The sequence below is a fragment of the Myxococcales bacterium genome (assembly GCA_016720545.1).
Classification (GTDB): domain Bacteria; phylum Myxococcota_A; class Polyangia; order Polyangiales; family Polyangiaceae; genus JAAFHV01.
Genome location: JADKKK010000010.1, coordinates 43,238 through 68,695, shown reverse-complemented (window position 1 = coordinate 68,695; position 25,458 = coordinate 43,238). Strand labels below are relative to the sequence as shown.

Here is a 25,458-nt window from a genome sequence, read left to right as displayed (position 1 = left end):
GGCTGGGCGAAGACCACGAAGCCCGCCGGGACCGAGCTTCGCGCGGTCTCGACCTCGACCTCGACCTCGACCTCGAGCCTCCCGCCGGCCCACGGCGAGGCGGCCGGCGGCGGGGCGAAGGCGGCCTTCCGACCGACGATCGAGGGTTCGGCTGGAAAAAAACGTGACGCCGCGGCCGCTGGCCAACGCTACGCGTGCGAGATCGCCCGGGCGCGCATGCGGAGCCCCGGGCCCTGTTGCCGGAGCGTGACCGACGGCTTGAGCCCAAGCAGCTGCCCCGGCAAGAGCTCGAGGTGATAGCGCTGCAGCACTACGGCGAGGATGAGCGTCGCCTCCATCATCGCGAAGTGGCTGCCGATGCACACGCGAGGGCCGCCACCGAACGGGAAGTACGCGAACTTCGGCAGGTTCTTCGCCCGCTCCGGCAGCCATCGATCGGGATCGAACGCCTCGGGATCCGGGAAAAAGCGCCGGTCGCGGTGGACGATCCATTGGCAGAGGAGGAGCTGCGAGCCCTTCGGAACTCGATAGCCGCCGACCACCACGTCGGCCTCGGCCTGGCGCCCGGTCGTCCACGCCGGCGGATAGAGGCGCATCGACTCCTTCAGCACGCGCTCCGTGAACACGAGCTGCTTTGCGTCGTCGGCCGTGGGGAGGCGGTCGCCGAGCACACGGTCGAGCTCCTCGCGCACACGCTGCTCCACGCTTGGGTGGGTGCTGAGGAGGTAGAACGTATAGGCGAGCGCGAGCGCCGTGGTCTCGTGGCCGGCGAGGAAGAGCGTCATGGCTTCGTCGCGGAGCTGCTGATCGCTCATCGTGCCCCCGCCCTCGTCTTGCGCGGTGAGCAGCACGCCGAGGAGGTCTTCCTTCTGCCCGTCTCGCTGACCTTCGGGTGCCGACGGCTCGAGCCCCTGCGCGGCGCGCTGGGCGCGCTCGGCCCGACGCGCGGCGAGGATCGAGTAGATGAGCCCGTCGAGCCGCTTGACCGCCGCGGCGACCTTGCGGTTCAGCGGGGTCGGCACCCACCCAGGCACCTTCAGCATCGCCTCCGGGCTGTTGGCGAAGAACGTGTTCAGCACCTCGAGCGACTCGCCGACCATCTCGAGATCGCTCGGCCGCAGCGTGGCGCCGAAGAGGACGGCCGCCACCACCTCCATCGTGATGCGCGCCATCTCCACGTGAATGTTGATGATTTCTCCGTCTTCGTACCCAAGCGCGGAGGCCGTCACGCGGGCCATGGACTCGCCGTAGTCCCGGATACGCCGCGGCGTGAACGCCTGCGCCATCAGCTTTCGCTGGCGTCGCCAGAGCTCTCCGCTGCTCGTGAGCAGCCCTTGGCCGAGCGCCCGCTCGAGCACCACGACGTACTCGTCGCGACCCATCACGGCGGACTGCTTCACGAGGACGTCCTCGATGTCTTCCGGGTGGTTCACCAAGAAGTAGTCCCGCCCGAAGATCTTGAGCTGGACGACGTCCCCGTACTCGTCGGTGAGGCGGCGCAGAAACCCGAGCGTGCCCTCGGACGTCATGCTCGCCACGTTGCGCAGACCGTAGCGATCGGTCGGGCCCGGAGCGCGCGAGGGGAGAGACGTCGGCGAACGCCGCGGAGGAGCCGCCGCCGGGCTGGAGATCTCAGGCGTCCGCGTCGTCGTCGTCGTCGTCGTCCTCGTCATCGTCGTCGTCCTCCGCGCGCTGTCCGATCGGGCCCGGCGCCGCTGCCTCCGCCCGGGGTCCCTTGGGGCCTACGCCGGGGCCGCCCCGCCGCGAGCGCGGCGCGTCGAGCTTCTGCCGCTGCTCGGCCGTGAGCAGCGCCCGCACGCGCAGCATGGAAGCGACGTGAGCTTTGTGCATCTCGGCCTGCGCCTTGGCCCCCTCGTCGATCTGCGCGTTCAGCGCGCGCTCGTCGACCTTGTCGGCGGCGAGGAGCCGGGTCGCCTCAATCTTCGCGCGCTCGACCTTCGCGCGGAGCTCGACCGAGCGGCTCTTCGTGGTGAGCACCTCTTGCCGAAGCTTCGCGACCTGGTCCGGCGTGAGGTCGAGCTGCCGGGCCCGGCTGAGCAGCGTGCGCGGTGGGTAGAACCGGACGCCGAGGGCCGCCAGCTCGTGCATCATCTCGGCGCCGTGGCCCGGGGGCCTCTGGCCCCGCGGCATCCCGCGCATTCCGCCGTGCATCCCGCCCGCGCCGGGGCCGCGGTGGCCCATCGCGCCGGGGGGAGCGCCGGGGGGCGGACCACCGGGACCACCGGGACCACCGGGACCGTGCGGACCGGGGTGCCCAGGCGGCATCCCTGGGCGAACGGGCCCGCCCGCGAGCTCGGCCGCAGGCGGGGGTGGCGGCGCGGGCGGCGGCGGCGCGGCTTGCGGCGGCGGCGGCGTTTCGGCAGGCCGCGCGGGGGCCTGACACCCTGCGATGACGAGCCCAAGTCCAAGCAGAGCGGCGGTGACCTTCGACATGGCAATCTCCCAGCAGACCGCCCGAGGCGGGCGCGCCTGATGAGCGTACCACTCGGCTTCCCGGGCGCGAGGCGGGCGCACCGCCACGCCGCCCGTGAGGGTCGTCGCGCGAATCACGCGCTCGTCGCGTGATACAATTGTGTCGTTTATGTGAACTTCACCGCCTCCCGTTGAAATGTATCACGCGCGTGATACATTTGGTTCGTGACACACGAACCACACGACCCCTCGGCTCCCGACGACACCCTCGAGGCCTCCGAGCCCGGCGCGGCAGGAGAGCCGCCGACGGAAAAGAAGGAGCGGGTCCTCCACACGCGCGTCCCGGTCGTCCTCGAACGCGAGCTCAAGCGCTTCGCGGAGAACCTCCGTATGCCGGTCTCGAACCTCGTCCGCACCATCCTCGAAGACGCCGTCGCCGCAGCCGACAAGGCGGGCGAGGGCGTCGAAGGCCAGCTCAAGCGTATGGCATCGCACCTCGAAGAGGAGCGCAAGCGCCTCCACGACCGGCTGGCCGACGCGCGCAACAAGGAGCTCCTCGCCGGCGCCGTCGCGTTTCAGCCCGTGCGCCTCGCGAAGCCCGCCGCCTGCGCCCAGTGCGGTCGCGACTGCGCCGCGGGCGAACAAGCCCACCTCATCGTCGGCGAGCCCGACTCCCGAGAGCGCGCCTTCGTGTGCGCCGCGTGTGTCCCGCTCGCCTGAGCCTCGCAACCTTTCCCTCCAACCAGGAGCGCATCCATGAACACGACCACCGCAAATCCGTCCAGCTCTGCCCCCGTCGATCCCACGCCCGAGGTCCTGCCGCCCGCCGAGCCCGGCGAGGCCTCCTCGGCCGAAGGGCAAGGCTCCCTCCCGGACGCCGTCGCGACCTGGGCCGCGTTCGCGCTCCGCGTCGGCGGCGCGGCGCTCGACCGCACCGCGTTCGTGCAGCGCGAGCTGGGCCACGCGCTCCAGCGCACCTCCGCGATGCTCTCCACGCTGGCCGACGACGTCGACCGGCGTCACACGAAGGCCTGACGCGGCGACTGCCGAGTCCCGACACGACTCGACCCGACCCCGAGCAGACGCGGGGCCGGGTCGACGCGTATCGACGCCTGGGACGTGCTGTCAGTTCATCGACGCGAAGGACGCGCCGAGCTTCCCGAGAGCCCCGGTCGCGAGGGCCGGGATGTTGGTGATCTTCGCCTGCGCGTCGCTCACGGCCTTCGACGCGTCCGCCTGCGCGGTCTTCACGGCCGCGAGATCGCCGTTCGCCTTCGCCTTAGTCTCGCCGCTGGCGAAGGGGCTCGAGACCGCGAGCGTCGCGCCCGTGGACACCTTCGTCGCGAGCACCGGGATCTTCGCCGTCGCCGCCACGAGCTTCGGGGTCATGGCGGCCGCCTTCTCCGGGATCGCCTTGAGCCCCGCGACCACGGTCTTCAGCTTGTTCAGCGCGGCCTCGACCTCCGCCTTCGCTTCGGCCTTGACGTCGCCCTTGAGCTCGACCTTCACCGTGCCGTTGTCGAACGTGCCCTTCGCCATCGAGGCGAGCTCGCCGGCGTTGATGCCGTGGCGCTTGGGGATGCTCGTGAGCTGCTCGATCACCTCCGCGGCGTCGTCGATCGGCTTCGTGAGGGCGGTGAGCTCCGCGTTGATCTCCTTCGGCATCGCCTGGAGCTCTTCGAGGGCGGACACCTCCGCCTTTTCTCCACTCGGGGACTTGGCCTCACCGCCGCCGCCGCACCCCGTGACGCCACCGAGGACGAGCGCGAGGAGGGTGGACGCGAGGGCGAGGAGCGGGACCGAACGACGTCGCAACATGTCAATATTCCTTGGCAAATTTGAGAAGGGCCGATGCAACGGGCGCCGCAACGATCTCGACCGCGCGCGGCGCCCGGCACTTGCCATGTACGGGCCCGCAGGTCAAAGCTTCCCTCTGCATCCGCGCCCACGCGGCCGACGCGCGTGGCCCGCGCGTCCGTGCCTCTCCAGTGATGGTAACCTGGGAGCGTCGTGCGAAGGTCCTCGCCCCACCGCCTCCGCCTCGCGGTCGGCCCCCTGCTGCTCGTCGGCGCGGGGCTCGCGTCGGCGTGCCACGAGGCGCCCCCGCCGCGGGCGAGCCCACGGGTCGCTCGAGGCCCCGCAGCGCGCGCGGTCCCGGCGGCGACGCCGGCGCGACCTCCGGCGCCGCCGACCAAGCTGCTCGACGAGCCCTCGGGCGTCGTGTGCGCCGTCGAGGGGCCCGTCACGGCCCCGCTCGAGCTCGGGGATCGCGAGGGGCCTCTGACGACGGTCACAGGCGCGAGCTCGGGGCGCTTCCTCGTGTTGGGCGCGGGCGGTGCGTTCGTGGAGCTCCGCGGCGCAGGCCTCCGCGCCCGAGGCTTCGCGCGGGCCTCGGTGTTCGCGCGCCAAGATCTCGCGGTCGGGGGCGTCCTCACGCTCTGGAAGGAGGCCGCGCTCGCACCCGCCGGCGGCGACGCGGAGACGCACACGGTGAGGGTCGGCCTGCCCGAGCTGCGCGGCGTGACGCCGCGCGCGCCGCTTCCGGTGCCCGAGGTGCCATGCGGCGAGCTCACGACCAGCGCGGCCGAGCGTGGCCCCCCTTCGTCGCCGCGCTTCTACGTGAACCTCCGTGGCAAGCGTCTGGAGCTCGCCGCGACGCCCGGCGGCCCGATCGTGGCTGAGGCGCACGATCTCGAGCTCGCCGCTGTCACCGCAGCGCAGGGGGCCTACTGGCGGGTGCGTTGGTACGTGCCCGGCGGAGAGCTCCACGCGTGGACCCGCGCGGCCGGCCTCGCGCCGCGGCGGGGCTCCGACGCCGAGCTCGTCAACCAGCTCCTGGCCGCGCCCGCAGGCCCGACGCCCGCTCCGCCACCTGCGCCGGGCCCGCCCCCACCAGAAGCGTGGGTGTACCGGTGCGAGCGCGAGACGCCGCTCCTCTTCGCCAAGGACGGACGCACCGTGGCGCTCGTCACGTTGCGCCCGGCCGACTTGCAGCTCGTGGGCACGCACGGCGAGCTGGCCGAGGTCACGTTCGCGCCGCCCGAATTCTCGCAAGCGACGATCGACACCGCGCCGCAGACCATGGCGATCGCGGGCGCGACGATGCACCTGCCCACGGAGTGGCTGAGCACGTGCAGCCAGCGAAGGCCCGCGAGGCAGTAACGATCGCTCAGCGACCGTGTGCGCGCCCTCGTCGACGACGCGAGAGCCCGGCGACGACGAGCCCGGCCAGCGCGACAGGCGCGCCCCCGCTCGCGACGCCGCCCGCGGCATCGCACGAGCACCCCGCCCCTGGCTCGGGCGCGGCGCCGGACACCGGCGACGGGGCGGGCTCGCCGGGTGCCGGGCCGGGCGCGCCCCCGTCGGGCGCGGGCGTCGACGCGTCGGGAGGGGCGGGCCCCGAATCGCGCGGTGGGGCCCCCGCATCGCCGGCGGGCTCGTCGCAGCGCGAGGCGTGGGTCGCCCGGGTCGTCGCGCAGCTCGTCGGGGAGGCGCAGCGCGGCTCCGGGAGCGCGGGCGGCTGCCCCGTGCTGCCCACCTCGCCGCGGTTCGGGTAGGCAGGCGCGAGCGACGACCAGCGTCCTCCCGTGGGGAACTCCATGTGCCCGAGCACCCGCTCTTGGTAGGTGTAGCTGCCGCCGTTCCCCGGCTTGTACGGCCCACGCCCGGGGGTGAGGTTGGGGTTGTTCGGGTTGTTCGAGTACGCGAGCCCGTTGTAGGCCCAGAGCGCGGTGTACCAATCCTCGACAACGTCCGGATCGTTGTCCCCGACGCACGCCGTAGCGGCCCACTTCGCGGCGAGAATGAGCGTGCCCGTCGCGAGGTTGTACGTGGCGTCGCCCGCCACGCGGGCGCGATCGAACGCCGGCGTCTCCCCCGCGTGCATGCCGCTCGTGACCTGGCCGATCCCGTACCCGCAGTCGAACGAGACGATGGTGCGCTCGGGCGCGCCAACGGAGCCGGCGGGCGCGTCGGGGACGCAGAATTGCTGCCAGCCCGACTCCTGGTAGGCGAGCGCCTGGAGCACATGGCAAGGGAAATGCGCAGGAACGGTGACGCGCGGCTTGGGCTTGCCGCAGCCCGAGCCGATGACCCCGATGGCGGGCCCCGCCGTCTTCCACGACGCCTGCCCGGGCGCGACGGTCGCGAAGATGCCCTTCCACGCGGCGACCGTGGGGTTCCTGCCCGGGGCCGGCTGGACGCCGCACCGGGAGCCCCCGGTCGTCTGGGCAGGCGTGTAGCTGGGGCAGTACGCGCGCGCGTCGCGGAGCGCTCCCGCCAGGAACAACCCCACGAGAGCTGACGCGAGCGGCGCCCTCATCGCGCGCCCCCCCCACCGCCCACGAAACCAAGGGCCTCCACGCGCTCGGCGCCACCGAGACGCGCGACGCCGCCCGGCCCGAGCGGGCCGCGGGGCCCGGCCGGCGCGTGGAGGATGGCGAGGTCGTCCATGCCCTCGCTCTCGAAAGAAGCCACGTGGAGCACCGCGAGCCACGCGCCGTCGGCGCTCGTCGCGCGGACGGCGTCGAAGCCCGGACCGAGCGGCGAAAGCCACTCGCCGCGCGCGGACGCGAGGCCGCGTCGACCCGGAGCCGTCCACACCGGGTCGGACGACGGCAGCGCGTAGGGCGCGGGCGCGTCGTCGCGCGCGGTGGCGAGGCGAGTGACGAGGCCCGAGGCGAGGTCGAGGCGCTCCACCGCCCAGAGGTCCGCGTCCTTCGCGTCCCGGTTCACGTAGAGGAGCGCGCCACGCTGCCGGTCCACCGTGAAGTCGCGCGCCATGGGCACGATCGAGGCGACCAGGCGCGAGCGCCCCGACGCGCGCTCCACGAGGAGCACGTCGGCGTTGCCCGCGGCCGCCACCCGGTAGACCACGAGGTCGGAGCCGAGCTCGCCCGCGAGGTGGAGCGCGAGCCCCGAATACGTGTAGAGCACACGAGTCACACCGGTGGCGACGTCGACCGCGACGAGCTCGAGCGAGTCGATCCGGCCCCCCGGGCCAGACGCGGATCCGCTCGCGCCGCGCTCGACGTAGACGAGGCCGCCGTCGCTCGCGAGTGGGCGACGCGCGTGGCCAACCCCCGCGACGAGGCGGCGAGCGCCCTGTCGTTCGACCGCGAAGAGTGCAGCGCCGAAGTCGCGATCGGCGGCGCCCTCTTCATCGGCGACGACCACCGGGAGGACGCCGAGGAGATCCCCGCGGACGACCGCGCCGGGGGCGTGCAGCACAGCGCCGATTGGGGTCGCCGCGCCGTCCGGCCCGACGAGGCGCACCTCGCTGCGCCGCGCGCGCTCGTCGTGAGGCGTCGCCACGACGACCAGCGGCGGCCTCGTCGCCCGCGCGGCGGCCTGCGCGTGGGGTGGCGCGGGGCCAGCGCCCGCGGTGACGGCGACGCCCACGCCGGCCGCGACGGTCAACCCGAGCGCGAGCGAGACGAGGGCGGGGAGGCCGAGGCGCATCGTGGGAAGTGGAGCACGCGCCGGTCGCGACGTCGCGCGGATCCGTCAAGAGCCGCCCTCCGGCTGGCGGCGCCCGCGGGCGTCGACCCACCTTCCGTCGAGGGTCTCGCGTGGTAGGCTTGGCCGATGGCGAACCTCGAAGTGAGCCCCGATAGGGCGAACGCAGGTCGATGGCGACTCCGAGCCGCAGGCGCGGTGTCGATATGAACATGCAAGCGAGCCGCGGGCGAGCGGCGTGCCTATGCCACGCGACCGAAGGGAGTACGGCATGACCGCCCATTGCGCCTCGTGCGGGGCGCCCGACGACGGCGAGGCGGTGCTCTGCAAGTATTGCCAGCGCGCGGTCAGCGCAGAGGCGCAGGCTCACGCGGTGCCCTGCCCGCAGTGCCGCACACCGGCGCGGTGGGGGAAACAGAAGTGCCCGGCGTGCCAGGCGTGGATCGTCGTCGCCTGCGTCTTCTGCGGAGCGCTCTCGCCTCACAACCAGCAGGCGTGCTTGGCCTGCCGCGAGCCGTTCGCGGGCGCCGCCGAGCGCAAGATGCAGCGGCAGCAGCACCAGTCGCACGCGCAGTCGATGCAGACCCTCGGCACCGTGGGGAACATCGCCGCGTCGTTCCTCGGCGCGGCGGCGGGCGTGGCCGTCACCCACAGCTGGACCAACCACTCGTCGTTTTCGTATGGCGATTCGTCCTACGACGAGGGGAGCGTCGACACCTTCGTCGACAACACGAGCGAAGACACCTTCGTCGACAACACGAGCGAAGACACCGACTGGGGCGGCGGCGACGACAGCGGAGGCGGCTGGGACGAGTAGCCCCGCGGCGACCGGGAACTTTCGCGCCTCGGGGCTGTCACAGGCCCTCGTGCGCGGCCCCGCGCGCCCCGCGTGCGCTGAAGGGCGCGCGCGAACGACCGCGAACGATCGCGAACGATTGCGAAAAGGACGTCCATGCGCCGCTCCACGCTCCTCCTCAGCGCCCTCTGTGTCACCGCCCTCGCCTGCGCGACCGTGGTGACTGAAGAGCGCGCTCTTCGCCTCGCCCAGCAAGAGGGGCTCGACATCCCCTCCGCGGACGAAGGCCTCGCGGGTGTCGCGAGCCCCATGACCCTGACGGCGAGCGACGGCACGGGCCTCACCCTGGTGTCGCTCGCGGCGTCGGCGGTGGTCGAGGATCCGCTGGCGTTCACCGAGCTCACGTTGGTCTTCGAGAACCCGCTCGACCGGCAGCTGGAGGGCCAGTTTCGGATCACGCTCCCCCAAGAGGCCTCGCTGAGCCGCTTCGCGATGAAGGTCGACGACGCCTGGCAGGAGGGCGAGGTCGTGGAGAAGCAGGCCGCGCGACGCGCCTACGAAGACTTCCTCCACCGCAAGCAAGACCCGGCGCTGCTCGAGCAGGGCGGCGGCAACGAGTTCGCGGCGCGCGTGTTCCCCATCCCGGCGCGTGGGCGCAAGGAGATCGTCCTCTCGTACTCCGAGGTCCTGAAGGGCGACGCGCCGTACAGGCTCCCGCTCCGCGGGCTGCCCAAGCTGCAGGACCTCTCGCTCGAGGTCCGCGGGGGCGCGGGCACGGGCGGCCCCAAGACCTTCCGCCGGCGTGATTTCGCCCCGGCACGCGACTTCCTGCTCGAAGGGCGCGGGCTCGCCCGCAACGCCGCCATCGCGAGCGACGACCTCGCGATCGCCCGGGTGGTGCCGTTCGCCGAGTCGCGGCCCGAGCCGGTGGGCCGCGCGGTCGTGCTCGTCGACACCTCCGCGTCGCGCGCCCTCGACCTCGCCGAGCAGGCGGCCCTGATCGGGAAGCTCGCCGCGCGCCTGCCGGCGGAGACGATCCTCTCGGTCCACGCCTTCGACGAGGAGGTCGCGCCGCTCTACGAAGGCCCCGCGAGCGGCCTCGGCGAGGCCCCGCTGGCGGCGCTGCGCGCGCGGCGGGCGCTCGGCGCGTCGAACCTCGAGCTCGCGCTGCAGCACGCGAAGCTCGCGGCGCAGAAGGCGCCTGGGACCAAGCGCGTCATCCTCGTCACCGACGGGGTCGCCTCCGCGGGCGAGACCGATCCGGCGAAGCTCGCGAGCGCGGTCGAGTCCCTCGCGGGCGCGGGCGTCGAGCGGCTCGACGCGATCGCCGTCGGCGGCGTCCGCGACGAGGGATTCCTTCGGCGCATCACCTCGAATACACTCAAGAGTTCGGGAGTCGTCCTCTCGGCTGATCGGGGCGCTGAGGTCATCGCGCGGCGGCTCGGCGAGGCGTGCAGCCGCGGCGTGCCGATCGCGATCGACGGCGCGCGGTGGTCGTATCCGCGGGTGCTCGACGGCGTGCAGTCGGGCGACGAGGTGCTCGTGTACGCCGAGCTGTCGGAGCCGCGCCCCCTCGTCGTGACCGCGGCGGGGCACACCTTCCGGCCCGTCGCTCACAAGGTGGAGCGCCCGCTGCTCGAGCGGTCGTGGGCCAAGGCGAAGATCGACAGCCTCGTGGCGATGCCGCTGTCGCAGGGGGAGGCGGCGACGCACAAGGCCATCGTCGACCTCTCGACCAAGCACCGCGTCGTCAGCCCGCACACCTCCTTTCTCGTGCTCGAGACCGACCAGGACTACGCGCGCTTCAACATCGACCGCCGCGCGAAGCTCGACATCCTCACGGTCGCCGACGGCCGCGTGCAGGTGGTCCACCGCTCACGCGGCCGAGACGAAGACGACGGAGCGGGGACGGAAGCGAAGGTGGCGGGCGCGACGCGGGGCGGCGAGCCGCACATCGCGAGACAGGCCCCGCAGCGCGAGGCCCCCGAGCCGGGCGGCGGCGATCCCCTGAGCGCGCGCGGCAACATGTGGGGCGACGCGATTGGCGACGCGTTTGGCGGTGGCGGGCTCGGACTCAGCGGCGTCGGCGAGGGAGGCGGCGGGCGCGGAGAGGGGCTCGGCCTCGGCAGCGTCGGGACACTGGGACGGGGTCACGGAGGGGGTCTGGGGGGCGGCATAGGCGGGGGCACGGGCGCGGGAGCAGCGCCGGCGGCGACGGCGGCGGCGACGACCGGACAAGGCTTCGGCGCGGGCCACGGGCACCTCGGCGGGGAGCACGCCGCGCGGGGGCGCCCCACCCTCCGCGGGGGCCCGACGGAGGTCCGAGGGAGCCTCCCCCCCGAGGTCATCCACCGCATCGTCCGGCAGAATTTCGGGCGCTTCCGCCTCTGTTACGAGCTCGGCCTGCGCGGCGATCCCGGGCTCTCCGGCGCAGCCGAGCTGCGCTTCGTCGTCGATCGCAGCGGCGCGGTGTCGGCCGCCGCGGCGCGCTTCCCGAACGCCGAGGTGAGGACGTGCCTCCAGCGGGCGGTGCAGAACCTCTCGTTTCCTCAGCCGGAGGGGGGCATCGTCACGGTCACGTACGCGGTGAACCTCGAGGTGGAGGGCGGTCGCCCGCTGCCGCCGGTGCCGGCGGTCCGCTGGACGCGGGCCCCGGGGCACGCCCCGCCTGGCCTCCCCGTCGTCGACCGCTCGGAGTCCTCCGTCGGCGGGACGCCGCCCTACGAAGGCAAGTTCAAGGACGTGATGGCCGCGCTCGCGGATGGAAAGGTGCAAGATGCACATGATCGCGCGCTCACCTGGCAGGCGAGCGCGCCCACCGACGTGCTCGCGCTCGTCGCCCTCGGAGAGACCGCGGAGAAGGCGGGCGACCGCTCGCTGGCCGCCCGCTCGTACGGCAGCGTGATCGACCTCTTCGGGTTCCGCGCCGACTCGCGCAGGTTCGCCGGCGCGAGGCTCGAGCGCCTCGGCGACGCGCCGAGCCTCGCCCTCGCCGCGGACACGTACGCCAAGGCCGTGGAGCAGCGCCCCGATCACCCCGCCGGGCACCGCCTGCTCGCGTTCGCGCTGCTGAAGCAGCGGCGGTTCGAGGCCGCCTTCGAGGCCTGCGCGAAGGGCCTCGCGAGGGACTACCCGCCCGGTCGCTTCGCGGGGGTCCAGCAAATCCTCGCCGAGGACCTCGGCCTCATCGCGGCCGCGTGGCAGAAGGCAGAGCCCAGCCGCCGCGAGGAGATCGGCAAGCGCCTGGTCGCGGCGCACGGCACGGTCGAGAACGCGCCGAGCCTGCGCTTCGTGCTGAACTGGGAGACCGACGCGAACGACGTCGATTTTCACATTCGCGACAGCCAGGGCGGCCACGCCTACTACGGCAGCCGCACCCTCCCCTCCGGCGGGAGCCTCTACGCCGACGTCACCACCGGATACGGCCCGGAGTGCTTCACGATCCGCGCCAAGCGCGAGGCGCGCGCCTACCCGTACCGCCTGGAGGCCCACTATTTCGCGCGCGGTCCGATGGGCTACGGCATGGGAAAGCTGCAGATCATCGATCACGATGGCGACGGCGGCCTCACGTTCGAGGAGCGCCCGTACGTGGTGATGGTCGACCGAGCGTACGTCGATCTCGGCCGAATCACCAAGTAGTTACGAGCGCTTACTTCTTCACTTCGCGGCGCGCCTCGAGGTCCTCCCAGCGGGCGGTGAGTCGATCGACCTCGCGACGCGCGGCGGCCTCTTCCTCGCGGAGCCGGGGCGCCTCGCTCGCGCGCTTCGCGTAGAGCTCGGGGTCGGCGAGCGAGGCCTCGGCCTTCGCGAGGACCTCCTCGGCGAGCCCCACCTTGTCGAGGAGCCCCTCGAGCTCGAGCCGCTCCGCGTACGTGAGCGCCCTCGGTCCGTCCTTTCCGGGCCCGTCGCTCCGCGTAGGCGTTCGCGTAGGCGTCGGCGCGGGTGCGGCCGAGCGCCGCTGCGAGCTCGCCTCGAGCGCGGCCTTGGCGGCGAGATCGCGCGCCGCGGCCTCGGCCTTGAGGGACTGGTACGTGGAGTAGTTGCCTTGGTAGTGCGTCACGCGGCCGTCGCCCTCGAACGCCAGGATGCCCGTCGCCACGTTGTCGAGGAACGCGCGGTCGTGGGAGACGACGACGGCGCACCCCGGCCAGCCCTCGAGCAGCTCCTCGAGCGCGCTCAGGGTGGCGATGTCGAGGTCGTTCGTCGGCTCGTCGAGGAGGAGCAGGTTCTTGCCCTCGCGGAGCACCTTCGCCAGCGCCACCCGCGCCCGCTCCCCGCCGGAGAGCGACGAGACCTTCTGGCGCTGCTTGTGGGAGTCGAAGAGGAAGCCCTCCAGGTACACGCGGAGGTCGACCTTTCGATCGCCGAGGTCGACCTGACCGCCGCCGCTCTGGAGCGCGCCCTCCTGGCCCGCCACGTTGTCGTACACGGTCCAGTCGTCCTCGAGCTGGGCCCGCGCCTGATCGAAGATGGCGACCTTCGTGTTGAGGCCCACCTTCACGGCGCCCCCGGTGGGTCCGAGCTCGCCCGTGAGCAGGCGCAGCAGCGTGGTCTTTCCCGTGCCGTTCTTGCCGATCACGCCGACGCGATCGCCGGCCACGAGGCGGAGCGTGAGGTCGGAGATGAGCTCGCGCTCGCCGAGGCGCACGTTCACGCCCTCGAGGTCGAGGATGCTCTTGCCGAGGCGCGCCACGTTGCCGTCGACCCCCTCGAGGCTCACGCGGGCGACCTCCTCGCGCGGGCGGTCGGCGATCGCGGCCTCGGCGCGCTGGATGCGCGCCTTCTGCTTCGTGCTGCGGGCCTTGGCGCCGCGGCGCAGCCAAGCGGTCTCGCGCCGAAGGAAATTCTGGCGGTTCTTCTCCGCGCGCTCTTCGTGGGCGAGCAGCTCCGCCTTCTTCTCGACGTAATCCGTGTAGTTTCCATCAAACTCGGTGAGCGTGCCGCGATCGAGCTCGAACACGCGCGTGCACACCGCGTCGAGCACCCAACGATCGTGGGTGACCATGAGCACTGTGCCTCGGAAGGTCTCGGTGAGGTAGGTCTCGAGCCAGTCGATGGTGTCGGCGTCGAGGTGGTTCGTTGGCTCGTCGAGGATGGCGAGGTCCGGCGAGGCGACGAGCAGCCGCGCGAGCGCGACGCGGCGTCGCTCACCGCCGCTCATGGTGCCCACCGCGCGGTCGAGGGCGGTGATCCCCAGGGCCGCGCACATCTCCTCGACGACGTGGCCTCTCTCCCAGCCGCCGAGGCGCTCCACGGCGTCCGCGAGCTCGGCCTGCTGCGCGAGCTCGCCTGCGCCGCCGTCGCCACGGGCGAGGCGCTCGTTCAGCGCTTCGTACGCGCGGGTCGCTCGCTCCCACTCGGTGAGGCCCGAGGCCACCACGGACCTCGCCGTCTCACCTTCGGGCAGCTCGGGCTCCTGCGAGAGGTAGAGCACCTTGGCGTTGCGCCGGAGCTCCAGCGTGCCGGTGTCGGCGGGCTCCTGCCCCGCGAGCACGCGGAGCAGCGTCGACTTGCCTGTCCCGTTCACGCCGAGGAGACCCACGCGCTCGCCCTCGCGCAGCGTGAGCGTGACGCCGTCGAAGAGCGAGCGGGCCCCGTAGGCCTTGGAAATGGAGCGGGCGCCGAGGAGGCTCATTCGCGCCTTCTACAGCACTTCTCCGAGCGGAGCTGGCGCGCTGCGCCGCGAAGGCCGCTTCGCGCCGAATTGCGCTTGCCCCCGGCGCCTACCCGGCGAAGACTCCGCGCCGCGGCCGCCTTGGCGCTTACCGCCGCGCTTCCCCGAGGTTTCCCCATGCTCCTACGATCACGACGCGCGTGTGCGTCGCCCCCGCGGGCGCTCGCGACGCTGACCCTGGTGTCCGCCACCCTCGTGTCCACCACCCTGGCGACGAGCGCGCACGCCCAGCTCGTGCCGCAGGGCCAGGGCTACGCCGCCGACAACCTGAACCCAGCCGAGCGCGGGAGCGACTTCTTCACCGCGGAGTCGCTCGACCTCCGGGGCCACGGGCGCTTCGCGTTCGGTGTGCTGATGGGCAACGCGTACCGCACGGTGGCCGACCGCCGCGAAGACGGCGGGGTGAACGCGTCGATCGTGCGCAACCAGGCCTTCCTCTACCCGGGCGCGACGTTCACGCTGTTCGAGCGCGTCCGCGTGGCCTTCCAGGTGCCGCTCGCGTTCTTCAGCGACGGAAACCAGGCCGTGATGCCCACGTCTTCGGGCGGACAGGCGCCCCAGCTCGGCGTCTACCGCGCGCCGACGGAGCAGGTCGTGCTCGGCGACGTGCGCCTCGGCGCCGACGTGCGCCTCTACGGCGCGTATGGCGATCGCCTCACCTTGGCGCTCGGCGCCCAGGCGTTCGTGCCCACCGGCAAGCCCGACTCGTACACGGGCGACGGCAACCCGCGCGTCGCACCCCGCCTCTCAGCGGCCGGACAGATGGGCCTGTTCCAGTACGCGGCGCAGGTGGGCCTCCACCTCCGCACGCGCGACGACGTGGCGTACGGACGTGACTACGGCATCGGCGGCCGCGTGGGCCACGAGCTCACGGCGCAGCTGGCCACAGGCCTGCGCATGGCGAACGGCCGCGTGGTCGTAGGCCCTGAACTCTACGGGAGAAAATCGTTCGGCGACACCGACGGCATCAGCTCACCGGTCGAGGCGCTGCTCGGCGGCCACTTCGGGCTCACCGACTCGCTCCGCCTCAGCGCGGGCGTGGGCGCGGGCCTGACCAAGTCGTACGGAGCGCCGGTCGTGCGCGGCATCTTCGGGTTCGAGTGGGTGCCCGCGAGCCCGCCCGAGCCGAAGGAGCCCGACGAGGACAAGGACGGCGTGCCCGACGAAGTCGACGCGTGCCCGAAGGAATCCGGCGTCGCGTCGCCCGAGAGGTCGAAGAACGGCTGCCCGCCCCCGCCCAGCGATCGCGACGGCGACGGAGTGCCCGACGGCGTCGACGCCTGCCCCGACGTGCTCGGCATGCGCTCGGCCGACGCGAGCAAGAGCGGCTGCCTCCCCGATCGCGACGGCGACGGGATCCCCGACACGAAGGACGCGTGCGGTGAGGTGAAGGGCGTGGCCTCCGAGGATCCGCTCTGGAACGGCTGCCCGCCCGATCACGACCGCGACGGCGTGCTCGACGCAGACGACGCGTGCCCGGACAAGCCCGGCCCGCGGCGCGCCGATCCGGCGTCGAAGCGCTCCGGCTGCCCCGAAGAAGACACCGACCGCGACGGCATCAACGACGAGCTCGACGCGTGCCCGAACGAGCCCGGGAAGCCCAACCCTGCCGATCCCAAGCTCCACGGCTGCCCGAGCGCGGTCATCCTGGGCGGGGCCATCCAGATCCGCGACCAGGTGCAGTTTCGCACGGGCACGGCCGAGATCGTGAAGAGCGCCGACAACGACGCGACCCTCGGCGCGGTGCTGGGCATCCTCCAGACCCACGCGGAGATCACGAACGTGCGCATCGAAGGCCACACCGACGATCAGGGCGTCGCGGCCGCGAACAAGCGGCTCTCGCAGGGCCGCGCCGACTCGGTCAAGCGCTGGCTCGTGGGCAAGGGCATCGCCGCCGGTCGCCTCACGACCGCCGGCTTCGGTCAGGACAAGCCGCTCGCGCCGAACGACTCCGCCGCGAACCGCGCCAAGAACCGCCGCGTCGAGTTCCAGGTCGACAGCGCGGGGGGCTCGAAATGAGCCGCACTACTCCTCGAATCTCGCTCGACCCGAAGGCCAGAAGGAGCCCGCTCATGCCTCGCTCGCCCCGCACCGCTCCCTCACTCGTCGCGCTGCTCGCCGGCGGCGCGCTGGTCGTGGGGAGCCTCCCCACCCTCGCGCTCGCCGCAGACCCGCCACCCCCGGTCGCGGTCCCGAAGGGGACGGCGCCGGCCGTCGCCCCGGCCACGAAGGGCGCGACGGACGTCGCCGCCGCGGACACCTTCGCGGCGGCGACCAAGGCCGCCGACAAGACCGCGAAAGACGCGACCGAGGCCTCCATCAGCGCCGGCGGCCTCTTCACGAGCGGCAACGCGCGCACCATCGCGCTCACGGCGGGCGGGAAGCTCCGGTTGCGCCGCAAGGAGCACCAGCTCGGCGCGAGCTTCTTCGGCAACTACGCGCGCGCGGGCAAGAAGGGCGAGACCGTCACCGACACGGTCGCGAACCTCCAGGGGCTCCTGCGGTACGACTACTTCTTCGCTGACCGTTTCGCGGCGTTCTTCCAGTCGACCGGCCGGCACGACAAGTTCCAAGGCCTCGACTTCCGCCTCACGATCGACCCCGGAGTGGCCGCGTACCTCATCGACACGAAGAAGCAGCGGGCGTGGGTCGAAGGCGGTCTCCAGGTGCAGCTCGATCTCCGCAGCCCCGAGGCGCTCGCGACCTCGGGCGCCACGCTGAAGCAGCGGCAGGCCTTCTTCAACGCGCGCCTCTACGCCGGCTACGAGAACCAGCTCTACGAGGGGGTGAGCTTCGTGAGCGGCGTCGAGTACATCCAGAACCTCCACGACACCGTGAGCCGCTACCGGCTCAACGTCGACGTGGGCCTCAAGGCCAAGGTCTCGGACAAGCTGGCGGTCGCGACCGCCTACAGCATGCGCTACGAGAACCAGCCGCTCCCCACCGTGGAGAAGGCCGACTCGATCGCATCGGTCAACCTAGTTTACAATCTCTTCTAAGGGCGCTCATGTTTCGACTGCGCAATCCCGTGAAGGCGTACGCGTGGGGTTCGCGCGAGGCGATCGCCGCGCTGCAAGGGAGGCCCCCGAGCGACGAGCCCGAGGCCGAGCTCTGGATGGGCGCGCACCCGAGCGCGCCGTCGACCCTCACGGTGGACGGCGCGGACGCCGCGCTCGACGCGGCGATCGCCGCGGCCCCGGGCGCGGTCCTCGGCGCGGAGTCCGAGCGCGCGTTCGGGCCCCAGCTGCCCTTCCTGCTCAAGGTGCTGGCCGCCGCGTCGCCGCTGTCGCTCCAGGCGCACCCGTCGCTGGCGCAGGCGATCGCGGGGTTCGCGCGGGAGGAGGCCCTGGGCCTCTCGATCAGCGCCCCCGAGCGCAGCTACAAAGACGCGAACCACAAGCCCGAGGTGCTCTGCGCGCTCACGCCGTTCTGGGCGCTGTCGGGGTTTCGCTCGGCCGACGCGGCGGCGAGGCTGCTCGCGGCGACCGGCGCGCCCGAGGCGGCGCCGTTCGTGGCGCGGCTCCGGGGCCGCGAGTCAAGCCAGGAGCCAGAGGGCGAGCGGCTCCGGGCGGTGTTCCTGGCCCTCTTCGCGCACGACGACAAGGCCGGGCTCGCCGCGGCCGTGGCGCGCGGCGTGCCCGCGCTCGAGGCCGCGGGCTACGCCGACGAGGCGCGGTGGACGGCCCGGCTCGCCGAGGCGTACCCGGGCGACGTGGGCGTGGTCGTGGCGCTGCTGCTCAACCTGGTGCGCCTCGAGCCCGGGCAGGCGCTCTTCCTCGATGCGGGGAATCTACACGCTTACCTGGAGGGTACGGGGATCGAGCTCATGGCGAGCTCGGACAACGTGCTCCGCGGCGGCCTCACGAAGAAGCACGTGGACGTCACCGGCCTCGCCGAGGTGCTCTCGTTTCGCGCGGGCGGCGTGCCACGCGCCACGCGACGCGCGACGCCCGAGGGGGCCGTGGAGTACCTCACCTCGGCGCGAGAGTTTCGGCTCTCGAGGCTCGAGCTCGGCGCGACCGAGGCGCGCGCGCTGCAGGCCTCGACCGGGCCCGAGATTTGGCTCGTCACGCGCGGCGCCGTCCGCGTGTCGAGAGGCGACACGTCGCTCACGCTCGGTCGCGGCGAGTCGGCGCTGCTCCCCGCCGGCGCGTTGCCCGTGGAGGTCACGGCGGAGGCGACGCGGGCGACCGTGTTCCGCGCGACGACGGCGCTCTCCCCGGCCTGACGGTCAGGCTCGGTCGCGCTGACCGCCGCTCCCGAGGCGCGCCGGCAACAGTGGCGACGCCCCCGCGTCCGCGATAGAAGGCCCGCGCCATGGCTCGCCGCAAAGCGCTGCTCACGCGGCTCACGCTCACGCACCTCACGCGCCCGCTCCTCTCGGTGGCCACCTTCGCGCCGCGCGCGGCCTCGGCCGACGAGCCGGCGCCGCCCGAGCTCGCCGACGGCTTCGGTGCGTGCGACGCGCTCGACACGCGCGTCAACAAGGAGCTCGACGCGTGGGCGCGCGAGCAGCCGAAGGTGCCCTTCAAACCCGAGCGCGAGGAGACCCTCCTCGGCGGCCCCTGGGTCGATCTCACCCGCGCGATCGCGCGCTCCAGCGGCGTCATCGCGGCGACGCTCCTGCCCTCGCTCGGCGCGCAGACCCGCGACAGCACGCCGGCCGCCACGCTCTCGTTTCCCTGGACCTTCCAGCTCGGGCCTGCGCTGTCGTGCTCGCGCGACAAGGGCGGCTTCGTGGTGCGCAAGCACATCCCGAACCGCCTCATGCTGGAGCCCGCGATCGTGCCCGTGGGCGGATCGAGCGTGGCCATGTGGGTCCGGACCGGCTACCGGCTCCTCGTCCACCCGAGCAGCTGGGCGGTGGGCTTCGGCGGCGGAGTCGGCACCACAATCGATCTGTTCGGCTTCAAGAACGAGCCATCGCCTCGCGCCTCGCTCAGCCCGGAGGTGGTCGTCCATTTCGGCCACTGCTGCGATCGCGGGTTCTTCACCCTCGCCTTCCGCACCGACGTGTACTTCGCGGGCCAGGACCGCGTCGTCGTGGGTGGCAATGTAGGCTACACGTATTTTTAGGCGAGGCGCGCCTCGCGGGGTACGCGCGCGCGCTCAGGGGCTGCGCCACATGCGTCGCTCGTCGGCCTGGAGGAGCGAGAGCCTGCGCTGCTCCTGCAGGAAGGCGCCGTACACGTGCGGCACGCGCGCGTCGCGGCCGAGCCGGTAGAGGACGTGCAGCGCGGCCTCGGCGTCGTCGCTCGCGCGGTGGGCGTTCTCGAGCTTCACGCCGAGGCGGGCGGCCACATCGACGAGGGTGCGCGAGCGCTGGTCGCTCTGGAGCTCCCTCGCCCACACGAGCGGATCGAGCCACTCGACCTCGCGCCGGAGCGCGGGGGCGAGCGGGCCGGGGACCGCGGGCGCGCTCGCGCCGACGCGCGCGAACTCCGCGTGCAGGAACGCGCGATCGAACGCGGCGTTGTACGCGGCGGGCACGCACCCCTCGAGCGCCCGCTGCACCTCGTGGGCGATGGCCTCGAACGGGGGCGCGTTGGCCACGTCGGCGTCGGAGATGCCGTGGACCTCCTGCGCGTCCGGGGCGATGGGGCGCCCCGGGTTGATCATCCAGTTGTATTTTACGACGACCTCGCCCGCGCGACCGACCACGATGCCGAGCTCGATCACCCGGTCCTGCCCCGAGTCGCGACCGGTGGTCTCCACGTCGAGCATGGCGATGGGGACGTCGTGCCACGGAGTCTCCGCGGCGAGCTCCTCGACGAGGCCACGCACGGTGACCCGCAGCAGGTGCGCGATGCCGGGATAGTGCCTGCCCGAGGGGAAGCAGCCGCAGCCGTCGGAGATGACCTTCACGCGTTGATGACCTTCACGCGTCGCTCGCCGCGCGGATCACTTGTGCGGGCCCGGGACCTTGCCGTTGCCTTGCGCGCGGCCCCCGTCGCCCTTGAGGAGGAGGAGCGCGCCCGCGTCCGTCGGCGCCGCCACCGGAGCCAGGGCCCCGCCCATGGACGCGAGCTCCTGCGAGAACCACTCGCCGAGCTCGGTCTTCATGTCGTACTCGCGGCCGTTGATGTAGATGGTCGGCGTGCCCTTCACCTCGAGCGCGTCGGCCTGCTTGCGGTCGCGATCGAGGCGCTCCTTCGTGGCCGGCGCGATCATGTCGGCCTTGAACTTGCCTATGTCGAGGCCGAGGTCCTTCGCGTAGAGGTCGAGATCGCCCTGCTCCAGGTGCTGTTGGTTCGCGTAGATCTTCTGGTGCATCTCCCAGAATTTGCCCTGGTTCATGGCCGCGATCGCGGCCCTCGCCGCGGGCTCCGCGTGGACGTGCCCCGAGAGCGGCAGGAACTTGTAAACGAACTTGACGTTCGACTTGTGCTCGTCCCACGCCTTGTCGAGGAGCGGCGCCATGAGCCCGCAGTGCGGGCACTCGAAGTCGGCGAACTCGACCATCACGATCGGCGCCGCGTCGGGCCCCTTGGAGGGCGAGCCGTCGAGGGCCACGTTCTTCACGCGCTCCGCGTCGAAGCGGTTCTTGTAGGCCTTCTCGACTTGCTCGCGGGTCATCCCGTCGCGAACGCCCTTCAGGACGTATTTGGCGGCGGGGAGGCACTTGGCGCAGGCGCGCTTCTCGTTCACGCACTGGGCGATCGGGACGGGCACGCTCGAGCAGGGCGACAGGAGCTCGGACACGTAGGTCGAGAACTCCTTCTTCTCGCGCGCGGTGAGGGAGCTCGTGTCGACGCCCTCGACCTTCACGTCGGCGATCTCCGGCTTGTCCTTGACGACCTCGCCCTGCGGGTTCGACTTCTGACAGGTGCCGAGCGCCTCCGACAGAGAGGCCAGCAGGGTGACGACCAGGCCCACACTCTTGACGTTCATGCCCATCACCTCTGGTCCCTTACCACGGGAGAATTGACGGACAAACGGCCACGTACGGCGCCGCTCGCCGTGGGGCGCGGCCCGGGCTCCCACGTGCGCCAGCCTGGGCGATGGACGCGCCGTCGGGGACGCGGGCTCGGAGGCGGCTCGGTGGCAACTCCTGAGACTGCGCGGAGAGGTTGCGTGGGAGGGCCGATGCGCTATCAAAGGGCTGCTCATGCGCAGCATTCACTTGCGGTTCGAGAGCCCTGCCGGTCTGGCCGCGATCCTCGCGGACCAAGACGGCGCCTGTCAGCTACCGGCCCCGGCCGCGGCCGAAGTGGCCGACGGCGAGTGGGTCCTCGTGGAGCTCGAGCTCGCGAGCGATCGGCGCGCGCTCACCGCCACCGCCGCGCTCGGCTGTCGCCGGGGCGACCGGACGGTGCTCTGCTTCGGCGAGCGCGAGTGGGAGCACGTGGAGCACCTCACTGCGCCCCCAAGCAGCCGGGGCTCTACCCACCCGTCGACCCGCCCGAGCGCCCCCTCGACCCCACCTGAGACCGATGAGGCACCGCCGCGCAGCCTGCGCACCCCGGGCCTCCGCATCGCCCTCGTCGATCACGACGCGAGCACGCTCGCGGAGCTGAACGACACCCTCCGTTCGCAAGGCCTCGACGTGGTGCCCTTCGCCAGCGGCTCAGAGGCCCTCGCCGAGCGCGGCCCGCTCCACGCGGCGGTGGTGAACTTCGCGCTGCCGGGCGAGGGCGCGCGCGCTCTCGCGCAGAAGCTCCGCGCCGATCGACCTGGCCGCCTGCCGGTGCTCTTCGTGTCGTCCAAGCGGTGCCCGCGCGAGATCGTCCAGGCGTACGCGTGTGGGTGTGACGACTACCTCGCGCGCCCCTTCCGCGGCGCCGAGCTGGGTGCGCGGGTGCTGGGGATGCTGCGCCGCTCGCTCGACGCATATCGCTGAGCGGCGGCCGAGTCACGAGCGGCGCGACGACCTCGGCGAGACCGCGACGCAGACGACCTCAGGGCGCGCCGTCGAGCCGGAAGCGGAAGAAGCCCGCGAGGATGAGCTCGTCGCCGCGGATGAGCGGCGTGGGCGAGCCGGGGTTGACCTGCTGAACCTGACCCGCGCGGTGGATCCACGTGCCGTTCGCCGAGTGGAGATCGATGACGAACGCGCGACGATCGGGGCGCTCGATGCGGACGTGCTGGCGGGCGATCGCGCGCGCGACGAGATCGACGTTCGCCTGCGGCCCGCGGCCGATGAGGATGCCGCCCTCGGTGGGGAGCTGGATCACCGAGCCGATGCGCGGGCCGTCGCCCACGGAGCTGTCGGCCCCGGAGCGACCGAGGTACGTGAGGCGCAGCGGGCCCTGCGCGCGAGCGGCGCGCGCCTCGTTGATGACCTGGTAGAGCGCCTCGTTCAGCTTCTCGTCACGCCACACGTAGGCGTCGGCGCGGCAGAAGAGCGCGCGCTGCTGGGTGGACTCGTCCCACGTCGCGCCGATCGAGCCGCCGAGGTTCATGACGCTGGAGGCGAGCACGGCGGGCACACCGGCGGCCCAGGCCTTCCGGATGCCGTCCAGCGGATCGTACACGAGCACGTGCACGACGATCGCCGCCGCCTGGTTCGGGGGGACGGGCTGACCCTCTCGGATGGGGACGCACGCGAGGTTGAGGCTCGCGATCGAGCGCTGCATGGCGATGAGGTCGTCTCCCGGAGGCGCCAGGAGGTACACGGGCCGTTGTCGCATTCTGGGTGCAGCATAGAGAGACCGCCCCCCCAAAGGAAGCCGCTCGATGGCGCCCGGCTGCCGTCGCGAACATCGAAAGCGAGAGGCCGGTGAGCCCTCGCGGGACCACCGGCCTCCTTCACCCGATCAGGAGCGCACGCTCAGAGCAGGTCGGCTCCCGAGCGCGGCCAGATCTTGCGCTGCGAGAACGAATACCCGCAGATGCCCACGACCTTCGGGAAGGCCGTGCCCACCGCGAAGACGTTGTCGAGCGCCGGGTAGCACGCGTCATCCATGCGGAGCACGCCGTCGAGCTGGGTCTCGCCGTAGTCGTTCGGCGCGTCGGGGTTGGTGATGGAGACCTGCGCGGCGTTGATTTGGCAGAGCATGCCCTCGTAGGGCTCCGCGGTCGCGTCGACCGCGTAGTCGGCCGAGGTCACCACCACGGGCGAGAACGGGAGCGTGGTCGACGGCGTGACCACCGTGATGATGGGGTTCGTGACCGTGGTGACGCCGAAGGTCTCGGCGTACTTGCCCTCAATCGTGACCTGATTGCCAATCGCCACGGTCGGCAGGACCGTGCCCGTGCTGACGAAGAAGCCGCTCATGGGCGCGGTGGAGTTGATTTGGACGTAGAAGCCCTTGTCGTTGTCGGCCGTGCGGAGCGCCGTGACGTACAAGCTCTCGACGCGGACCTGCGTTCCGATCGCGGGGTGCCCGGCCGCCGCGGGATCGCGCAGCTCCGTGGCGGTCACCAGCGTGGAGGGGGGCGGCGGCGGCCTGCAGTCGGTCGCGTTGGCGAGCTCCGGGCACGGGTCGACGCCGTTCGGGGTGCCGTCGCCGTCGATGTCGTCCGCGGACGGGGGCGTGCAGCTCTCGCCGGTCGTGAGCGGGCACTTGTCGCAGGCGTCGCCGATGTTGTCGTTGTCGGCGTCGGCCTGGGTCGCGCCCGACATGGGCCGCGGCGGGTTGAAGACGCTCGGGCAGTTGTCGGTCGCGTCCGGCACGCCGTCGCCGTCCTTGTCGGTGGCGGTGATGCCCGCGGTGTAGGAGGCGCGGTACGGCACGCAGGAGGGCTCGTTGGTGGGGACCTTGTCTTTGCAGAAGAACAGCGGGTAGATCGCCTCGCCGGCGGTGCGGATCTTCGCCAGGGTGGTGCCCTTGTTGGTGTCGAGCTCGACGCAGGCCTTCTTCGGGACGCCGCACACGTCGAGGGCCTCGCACGTGCCGCCGCCCACCGCGGCGAGATCGAGCACCGCGGCGTTGCCGTAGAGGGGCTTGCCGCCACGAATGACCAGCAGGGTGTCCTCGACGCCCGCGTCGATGACCGCGCGGTAGCCCTTGCTCTTCGACGCGTCGAAGATGCTGATGTCGGACACGTAGCCCGCCTTCAGCATGCCCGCGACCTTGTAGATACCCGTCGCGAACGCCGCGTTCTGGGTGACCATCTTCCAGAGCGCTTTGTCGGTGAAGTGCTTGTTGAAGTACTTTTGGTTGAGCTCGTCGGCGCAGCGCAGCTCGCGCGACATGTTCATCGAGCCCGAGGCGACCCAGTCGGTGCCGAGCGCGATCTGCACACCGAGGTTGTCGTACATCGCGACGGCGGCGGTGTCGCCGTAGAGGTCCACGTTCGAGCGCGGCGACCACACGAGCGCGGTCTGCGCGTCGCGGTGCTTCGCGACCTGAGCGGGGGTCACGGCGATGCCGTGCACCACGCCGGTCTGCTTCTGGAGCAGGTTGTGGGGCGTGGTCGCGTCGCTCTGGCAGGTCATCTCGGCGTGCGCCGCGTCGTCGATGCCCTCGGAGATGTGCGGAAGGTAGCCGTCGAGCGCGTCGATGCTCGCGGTCGTGCGGCGCGTCGTGGGGTACGAGGCGCACGCGGTGACGAGCGTGCTCGGCGGATCGCTGTCTTTCAGGGGGAACGTGTCGGAGTCGACGAGCTTGGTGCCGAGCCCCTCGAGCTGCGCGGCGCTGCTGTCGAGGTTGCGCATGAGGTTCGCCGCGCCGCCCGCGCCCGCGGTCGACGTGGCGCCGCTCATGATGAAGCGGAGCTCCGCGAAGCGGACGATGTCCGTGGAGGCGCTCCCAGCCACCGAGATCTTCTTGTGGCCGCGGATGCCCTTTCGCCAGTCGTGGCGGTGCTCGAAGCGCTCGGTGCCGTGGCCCTTCGGCGGGTTGTTCGCGAACGAGATGTGGTCGTGCGCGTTGATGAGGCCGGGGGAGATGACCGCGTTCGTGCAGGTGATGACCGACGCCGCCGCGTAGCCCGCCGTGGTCGAGCAGTCCGGCCCCGCGCAGAGGATCTTGTCGGCGTCGTAGAACACCTCACCCGCCTCGGCGATGGTCTCCGGGAGGAGCACGGTGCCCTTCAGGACCACGCCCTTCGTGCCCGTCTTCGTCTGCAGACACGAGGCGCCCGAGCCGGGGGGCGAACCGTCGGGTTTCCCGCCGTCGGGATCGGGCTTCGCGCCGTCGGTGGGGGGGGGCGT

20 protein-coding genes are annotated in these 25,458 nt (G+C 72.2%); 10 read left to right on the top strand and 10 right to left on the bottom strand.

Annotated features, from left to right (window positions below; all coding sequences use genetic code 11):
• Window positions 1-188: 188 nt before the first annotated feature.
• Both IPQ09_19005 and IPQ09_19000 read right to left on the bottom strand, forming a co-directional pair.
• On the bottom strand, window positions 189-1,673 hold the full coding sequence (locus IPQ09_19005) for a cytochrome P450 (GenBank protein ID MBL0196271.1): 1,485 nt from the start codon (window positions 1,671-1,673) through the stop codon (window positions 189-191).
• The gene (locus tag IPQ09_19000) at window positions 1,633-2,454 is read right to left on the bottom strand and encodes a Spy/CpxP family protein refolding chaperone (protein MBL0196270.1); all 822 of its coding nucleotides are present in this window, start codon (window positions 2,452-2,454) and stop codon (window positions 1,633-1,635) included. Before IPQ09_19000 ends, IPQ09_19005 begins: the two co-directional genes overlap by 41 nt.
• Before the next feature lie 204 nt (window positions 2,455-2,658).
• Here IPQ09_19000 and IPQ09_18995 point away from each other — a divergent pair, with 204 nt between their 5' ends.
• On the top strand, window positions 2,659-3,153 hold the full coding sequence (locus IPQ09_18995) for a hypothetical protein (protein ID MBL0196269.1): 495 nt from the start codon (window positions 2,659-2,661) through the stop codon (window positions 3,151-3,153).
• A 36-nt stretch (window positions 3,154-3,189) separates the two neighbouring features.
• Window positions 3,190-3,468 (top strand): hypothetical protein, encoded by a 279-nt coding sequence (locus IPQ09_18990; protein MBL0196268.1) that lies wholly within the window; start codon window positions 3,190-3,192, stop codon window positions 3,466-3,468.
• A gap of 90 nt (window positions 3,469-3,558) precedes the next feature.
• Here the strand turns inward: IPQ09_18990 and IPQ09_18985 are convergent, their stop codons facing one another.
• Complete coding sequence (locus tag IPQ09_18985; protein MBL0196267.1) at window positions 3,559-4,251, bottom strand: hypothetical protein; 693 nt, start codon at window positions 4,249-4,251, stop codon at window positions 3,559-3,561.
• Between the two features lie 192 nt (window positions 4,252-4,443).
• Here IPQ09_18985 and IPQ09_18980 point away from each other — a divergent pair, with 192 nt between their 5' ends.
• Window positions 4,444-5,595, top strand: a complete 1,152-nt coding sequence (locus IPQ09_18980) for a hypothetical protein (protein ID MBL0196266.1) — start codon at window positions 4,444-4,446, stop codon at window positions 5,593-5,595.
• Window positions 5,596-5,602: 7 nt separating this feature from the next.
• On the opposite strand, the gene IPQ09_18975 is transcribed toward IPQ09_18980, so the two are convergent.
• On the bottom strand, window positions 5,603-6,754 hold the full coding sequence (locus IPQ09_18975; protein ID MBL0196265.1) for a hypothetical protein: 1,152 nt from the start codon (window positions 6,752-6,754) through the stop codon (window positions 5,603-5,605).
• Window positions 6,751-7,893 carry a hypothetical protein gene (locus IPQ09_18970; GenBank protein ID MBL0196264.1) on the bottom strand — a complete coding sequence of 381 codons (1,143 nt, stop codon included), beginning with the start codon at window positions 7,891-7,893 and terminating at the stop codon, window positions 6,751-6,753. The genes IPQ09_18975 and IPQ09_18970 overlap by 4 nt, the downstream gene beginning before the upstream one ends.
• 268 nt (window positions 7,894-8,161) lie before the next feature.
• On the opposite strand from IPQ09_18970, the gene IPQ09_18965 reads away from it, so the two are divergent.
• Together IPQ09_18965 and IPQ09_18960 are read left to right on the top strand one after the other, a co-directional pair.
• On the top strand, window positions 8,162-8,707 hold the full coding sequence (locus IPQ09_18965) for a hypothetical protein (protein ID MBL0196263.1): 546 nt from the start codon (window positions 8,162-8,164) through the stop codon (window positions 8,705-8,707).
• 135 nt (window positions 8,708-8,842) lie between these two features.
• A complete protein-coding gene (locus IPQ09_18960) occupies window positions 8,843-12,325 on the top strand; it encodes an AgmX/PglI C-terminal domain-containing protein (GenBank protein ID MBL0196262.1) in 3,483 nt (1,160 codons plus the stop codon).
• Window positions 12,326-12,335: 10 nt separating this feature from the next.
• Here IPQ09_18960 and IPQ09_18955 read toward each other — a convergent pair whose 3' ends face one another.
• Window positions 12,336-14,321, bottom strand: coding sequence for an ABC-F family ATP-binding cassette domain-containing protein (locus IPQ09_18955; protein MBL0196261.1), 1,986 nt, complete (start codon window positions 14,319-14,321; stop codon window positions 12,336-12,338).
• 156 nt (window positions 14,322-14,477) lie between these two features.
• Here IPQ09_18955 and IPQ09_18950 point away from each other — a divergent pair, with 156 nt between their 5' ends.
• From IPQ09_18950 to IPQ09_18935, 4 genes are all read left to right on the top strand, one after another.
• On the top strand, window positions 14,478-16,379 hold the full coding sequence (locus IPQ09_18950) for an OmpA family protein (protein MBL0196260.1): 1,902 nt from the start codon (window positions 14,478-14,480) through the stop codon (window positions 16,377-16,379).
• Window positions 16,380-16,432: 53 nt separating this feature from the next.
• The gene (locus IPQ09_18945; GenBank protein ID MBL0196259.1) at window positions 16,433-17,359 is read left to right on the top strand and encodes a DUF481 domain-containing protein; all 927 of its coding nucleotides are present in this window, start codon (window positions 16,433-16,435) and stop codon (window positions 17,357-17,359) included.
• A gap of 8 nt (window positions 17,360-17,367) precedes the next feature.
• Window positions 17,368-18,588, top strand: a complete 1,221-nt coding sequence (manA, locus tag IPQ09_18940) for a mannose-6-phosphate isomerase, class I (protein ID MBL0196258.1) — start codon at window positions 17,368-17,370, stop codon at window positions 18,586-18,588.
• A gap of 89 nt (window positions 18,589-18,677) precedes the next feature.
• A complete protein-coding gene (locus IPQ09_18935; protein ID MBL0196257.1) occupies window positions 18,678-19,436 on the top strand; it encodes a hypothetical protein in 759 nt (252 codons plus the stop codon).
• Window positions 19,437-19,469: 33 nt separating this feature from the next.
• Here IPQ09_18935 and IPQ09_18930 read toward each other — a convergent pair whose 3' ends face one another.
• Both IPQ09_18930 and IPQ09_18925 read right to left on the bottom strand, forming a co-directional pair.
• Entirely contained in the window at window positions 19,470-20,216 is a 747-nt protein-coding gene (locus tag IPQ09_18930) for a 3'-5' exonuclease (protein ID MBL0196256.1), read from the bottom strand.
• 45 nt (window positions 20,217-20,261) lie between these two features.
• Entirely contained in the window at window positions 20,262-21,251 is a 990-nt protein-coding gene (locus IPQ09_18925) for a thioredoxin domain-containing protein (GenBank protein MBL0196255.1), read from the bottom strand.
• 217 nt (window positions 21,252-21,468) lie between these two features.
• Between IPQ09_18925 and IPQ09_18920 the strand changes: the two genes are divergently transcribed.
• The gene (locus IPQ09_18920) at window positions 21,469-22,200 is read left to right on the top strand and encodes a response regulator transcription factor (protein MBL0196254.1); all 732 of its coding nucleotides are present in this window, start codon (window positions 21,469-21,471) and stop codon (window positions 22,198-22,200) included.
• A gap of 58 nt (window positions 22,201-22,258) precedes the next feature.
• On the opposite strand, the gene IPQ09_18915 is transcribed toward IPQ09_18920, so the two are convergent.
• Window positions 22,259-22,990, bottom strand: a complete 732-nt coding sequence (locus IPQ09_18915) for an FHA domain-containing protein (protein ID MBL0196253.1) — start codon at window positions 22,988-22,990, stop codon at window positions 22,259-22,261.
• A 140-nt stretch (window positions 22,991-23,130) separates the two neighbouring features.
• Window positions 23,131-24,417: a thrombospondin type 3 repeat-containing protein gene (locus tag IPQ09_18910; GenBank protein ID MBL0196252.1), complete on the bottom strand. Its 1,287-nt coding sequence runs from the start codon at window positions 24,415-24,417 to the stop codon at window positions 23,131-23,133.
• Window positions 24,418-25,458: the final 1,041 nt, after the last annotated feature.

Bases quoted from the DNA above. Each gene is read 5' to 3' on its own strand.
- IPQ09_19005 (MBL0196271.1), bottom strand. From the start codon at position 1,673: ATGACGAGGACGACGACGACGACGACGACGCGGACGCCTGAGATCTCC.
- IPQ09_19000 (MBL0196270.1), bottom strand. From the start codon at position 2,454: ATGTCGAAGGTCACCGCCGCTCTGCTTGGACTTGGGCTCGTCATCGCA.
- IPQ09_18990 (MBL0196268.1), top strand. From the start codon at position 3,190: ATGAACACGACCACCGCAAATCCGTCCAGCTCTGCCCCCGTCGATCCC.
- IPQ09_18985 (MBL0196267.1), bottom strand. From the start codon at position 4,251: ATGTTGCGACGTCGTTCGGTCCCGCTCCTCGCCCTCGCGTCCACCCTC.
- IPQ09_18975 (MBL0196265.1), bottom strand. From the start codon at position 6,754: ATGAGGGCGCCGCTCGCGTCAGCTCTCGTGGGGTTGTTCCTGGCGGGA.
- IPQ09_18970 (MBL0196264.1), bottom strand. From the start codon at position 7,893: ATGCGCCTCGGCCTCCCCGCCCTCGTCTCGCTCGCGCTCGGGTTGACC.
- IPQ09_18965 (MBL0196263.1), top strand. From the start codon at position 8,162: ATGACCGCCCATTGCGCCTCGTGCGGGGCGCCCGACGACGGCGAGGCG.
- IPQ09_18960 (MBL0196262.1), top strand. From the start codon at position 8,843: ATGCGCCGCTCCACGCTCCTCCTCAGCGCCCTCTGTGTCACCGCCCTC.
- IPQ09_18955 (MBL0196261.1), bottom strand. From the start codon at position 14,321: ATGAGCCTCCTCGGCGCCCGCTCCATTTCCAAGGCCTACGGGGCCCGC.
- IPQ09_18950 (MBL0196260.1), top strand. From the start codon at position 14,478: ATGCTCCTACGATCACGACGCGCGTGTGCGTCGCCCCCGCGGGCGCTC.
- IPQ09_18945 (MBL0196259.1), top strand. From the start codon at position 16,433: ATGCCTCGCTCGCCCCGCACCGCTCCCTCACTCGTCGCGCTGCTCGCC.
- manA (MBL0196258.1), top strand. From the start codon at position 17,368: ATGTTTCGACTGCGCAATCCCGTGAAGGCGTACGCGTGGGGTTCGCGC.
- IPQ09_18935 (MBL0196257.1), top strand. From the start codon at position 18,678: ATGGCTCGCCGCAAAGCGCTGCTCACGCGGCTCACGCTCACGCACCTC.
- IPQ09_18925 (MBL0196255.1), bottom strand. From the start codon at position 21,251: ATGAACGTCAAGAGTGTGGGCCTGGTCGTCACCCTGCTGGCCTCTCTG.
- IPQ09_18920 (MBL0196254.1), top strand. From the start codon at position 21,469: ATGCGCAGCATTCACTTGCGGTTCGAGAGCCCTGCCGGTCTGGCCGCG.
- IPQ09_18915 (MBL0196253.1), bottom strand. From the start codon at position 22,990: ATGCGACAACGGCCCGTGTACCTCCTGGCGCCTCCGGGAGACGACCTC.
- IPQ09_18910 (MBL0196252.1), bottom strand. From the start codon at position 24,417: ATGGTCACCCAGAACGCGGCGTTCGCGACGGGTATCTACAAGGTCGCG.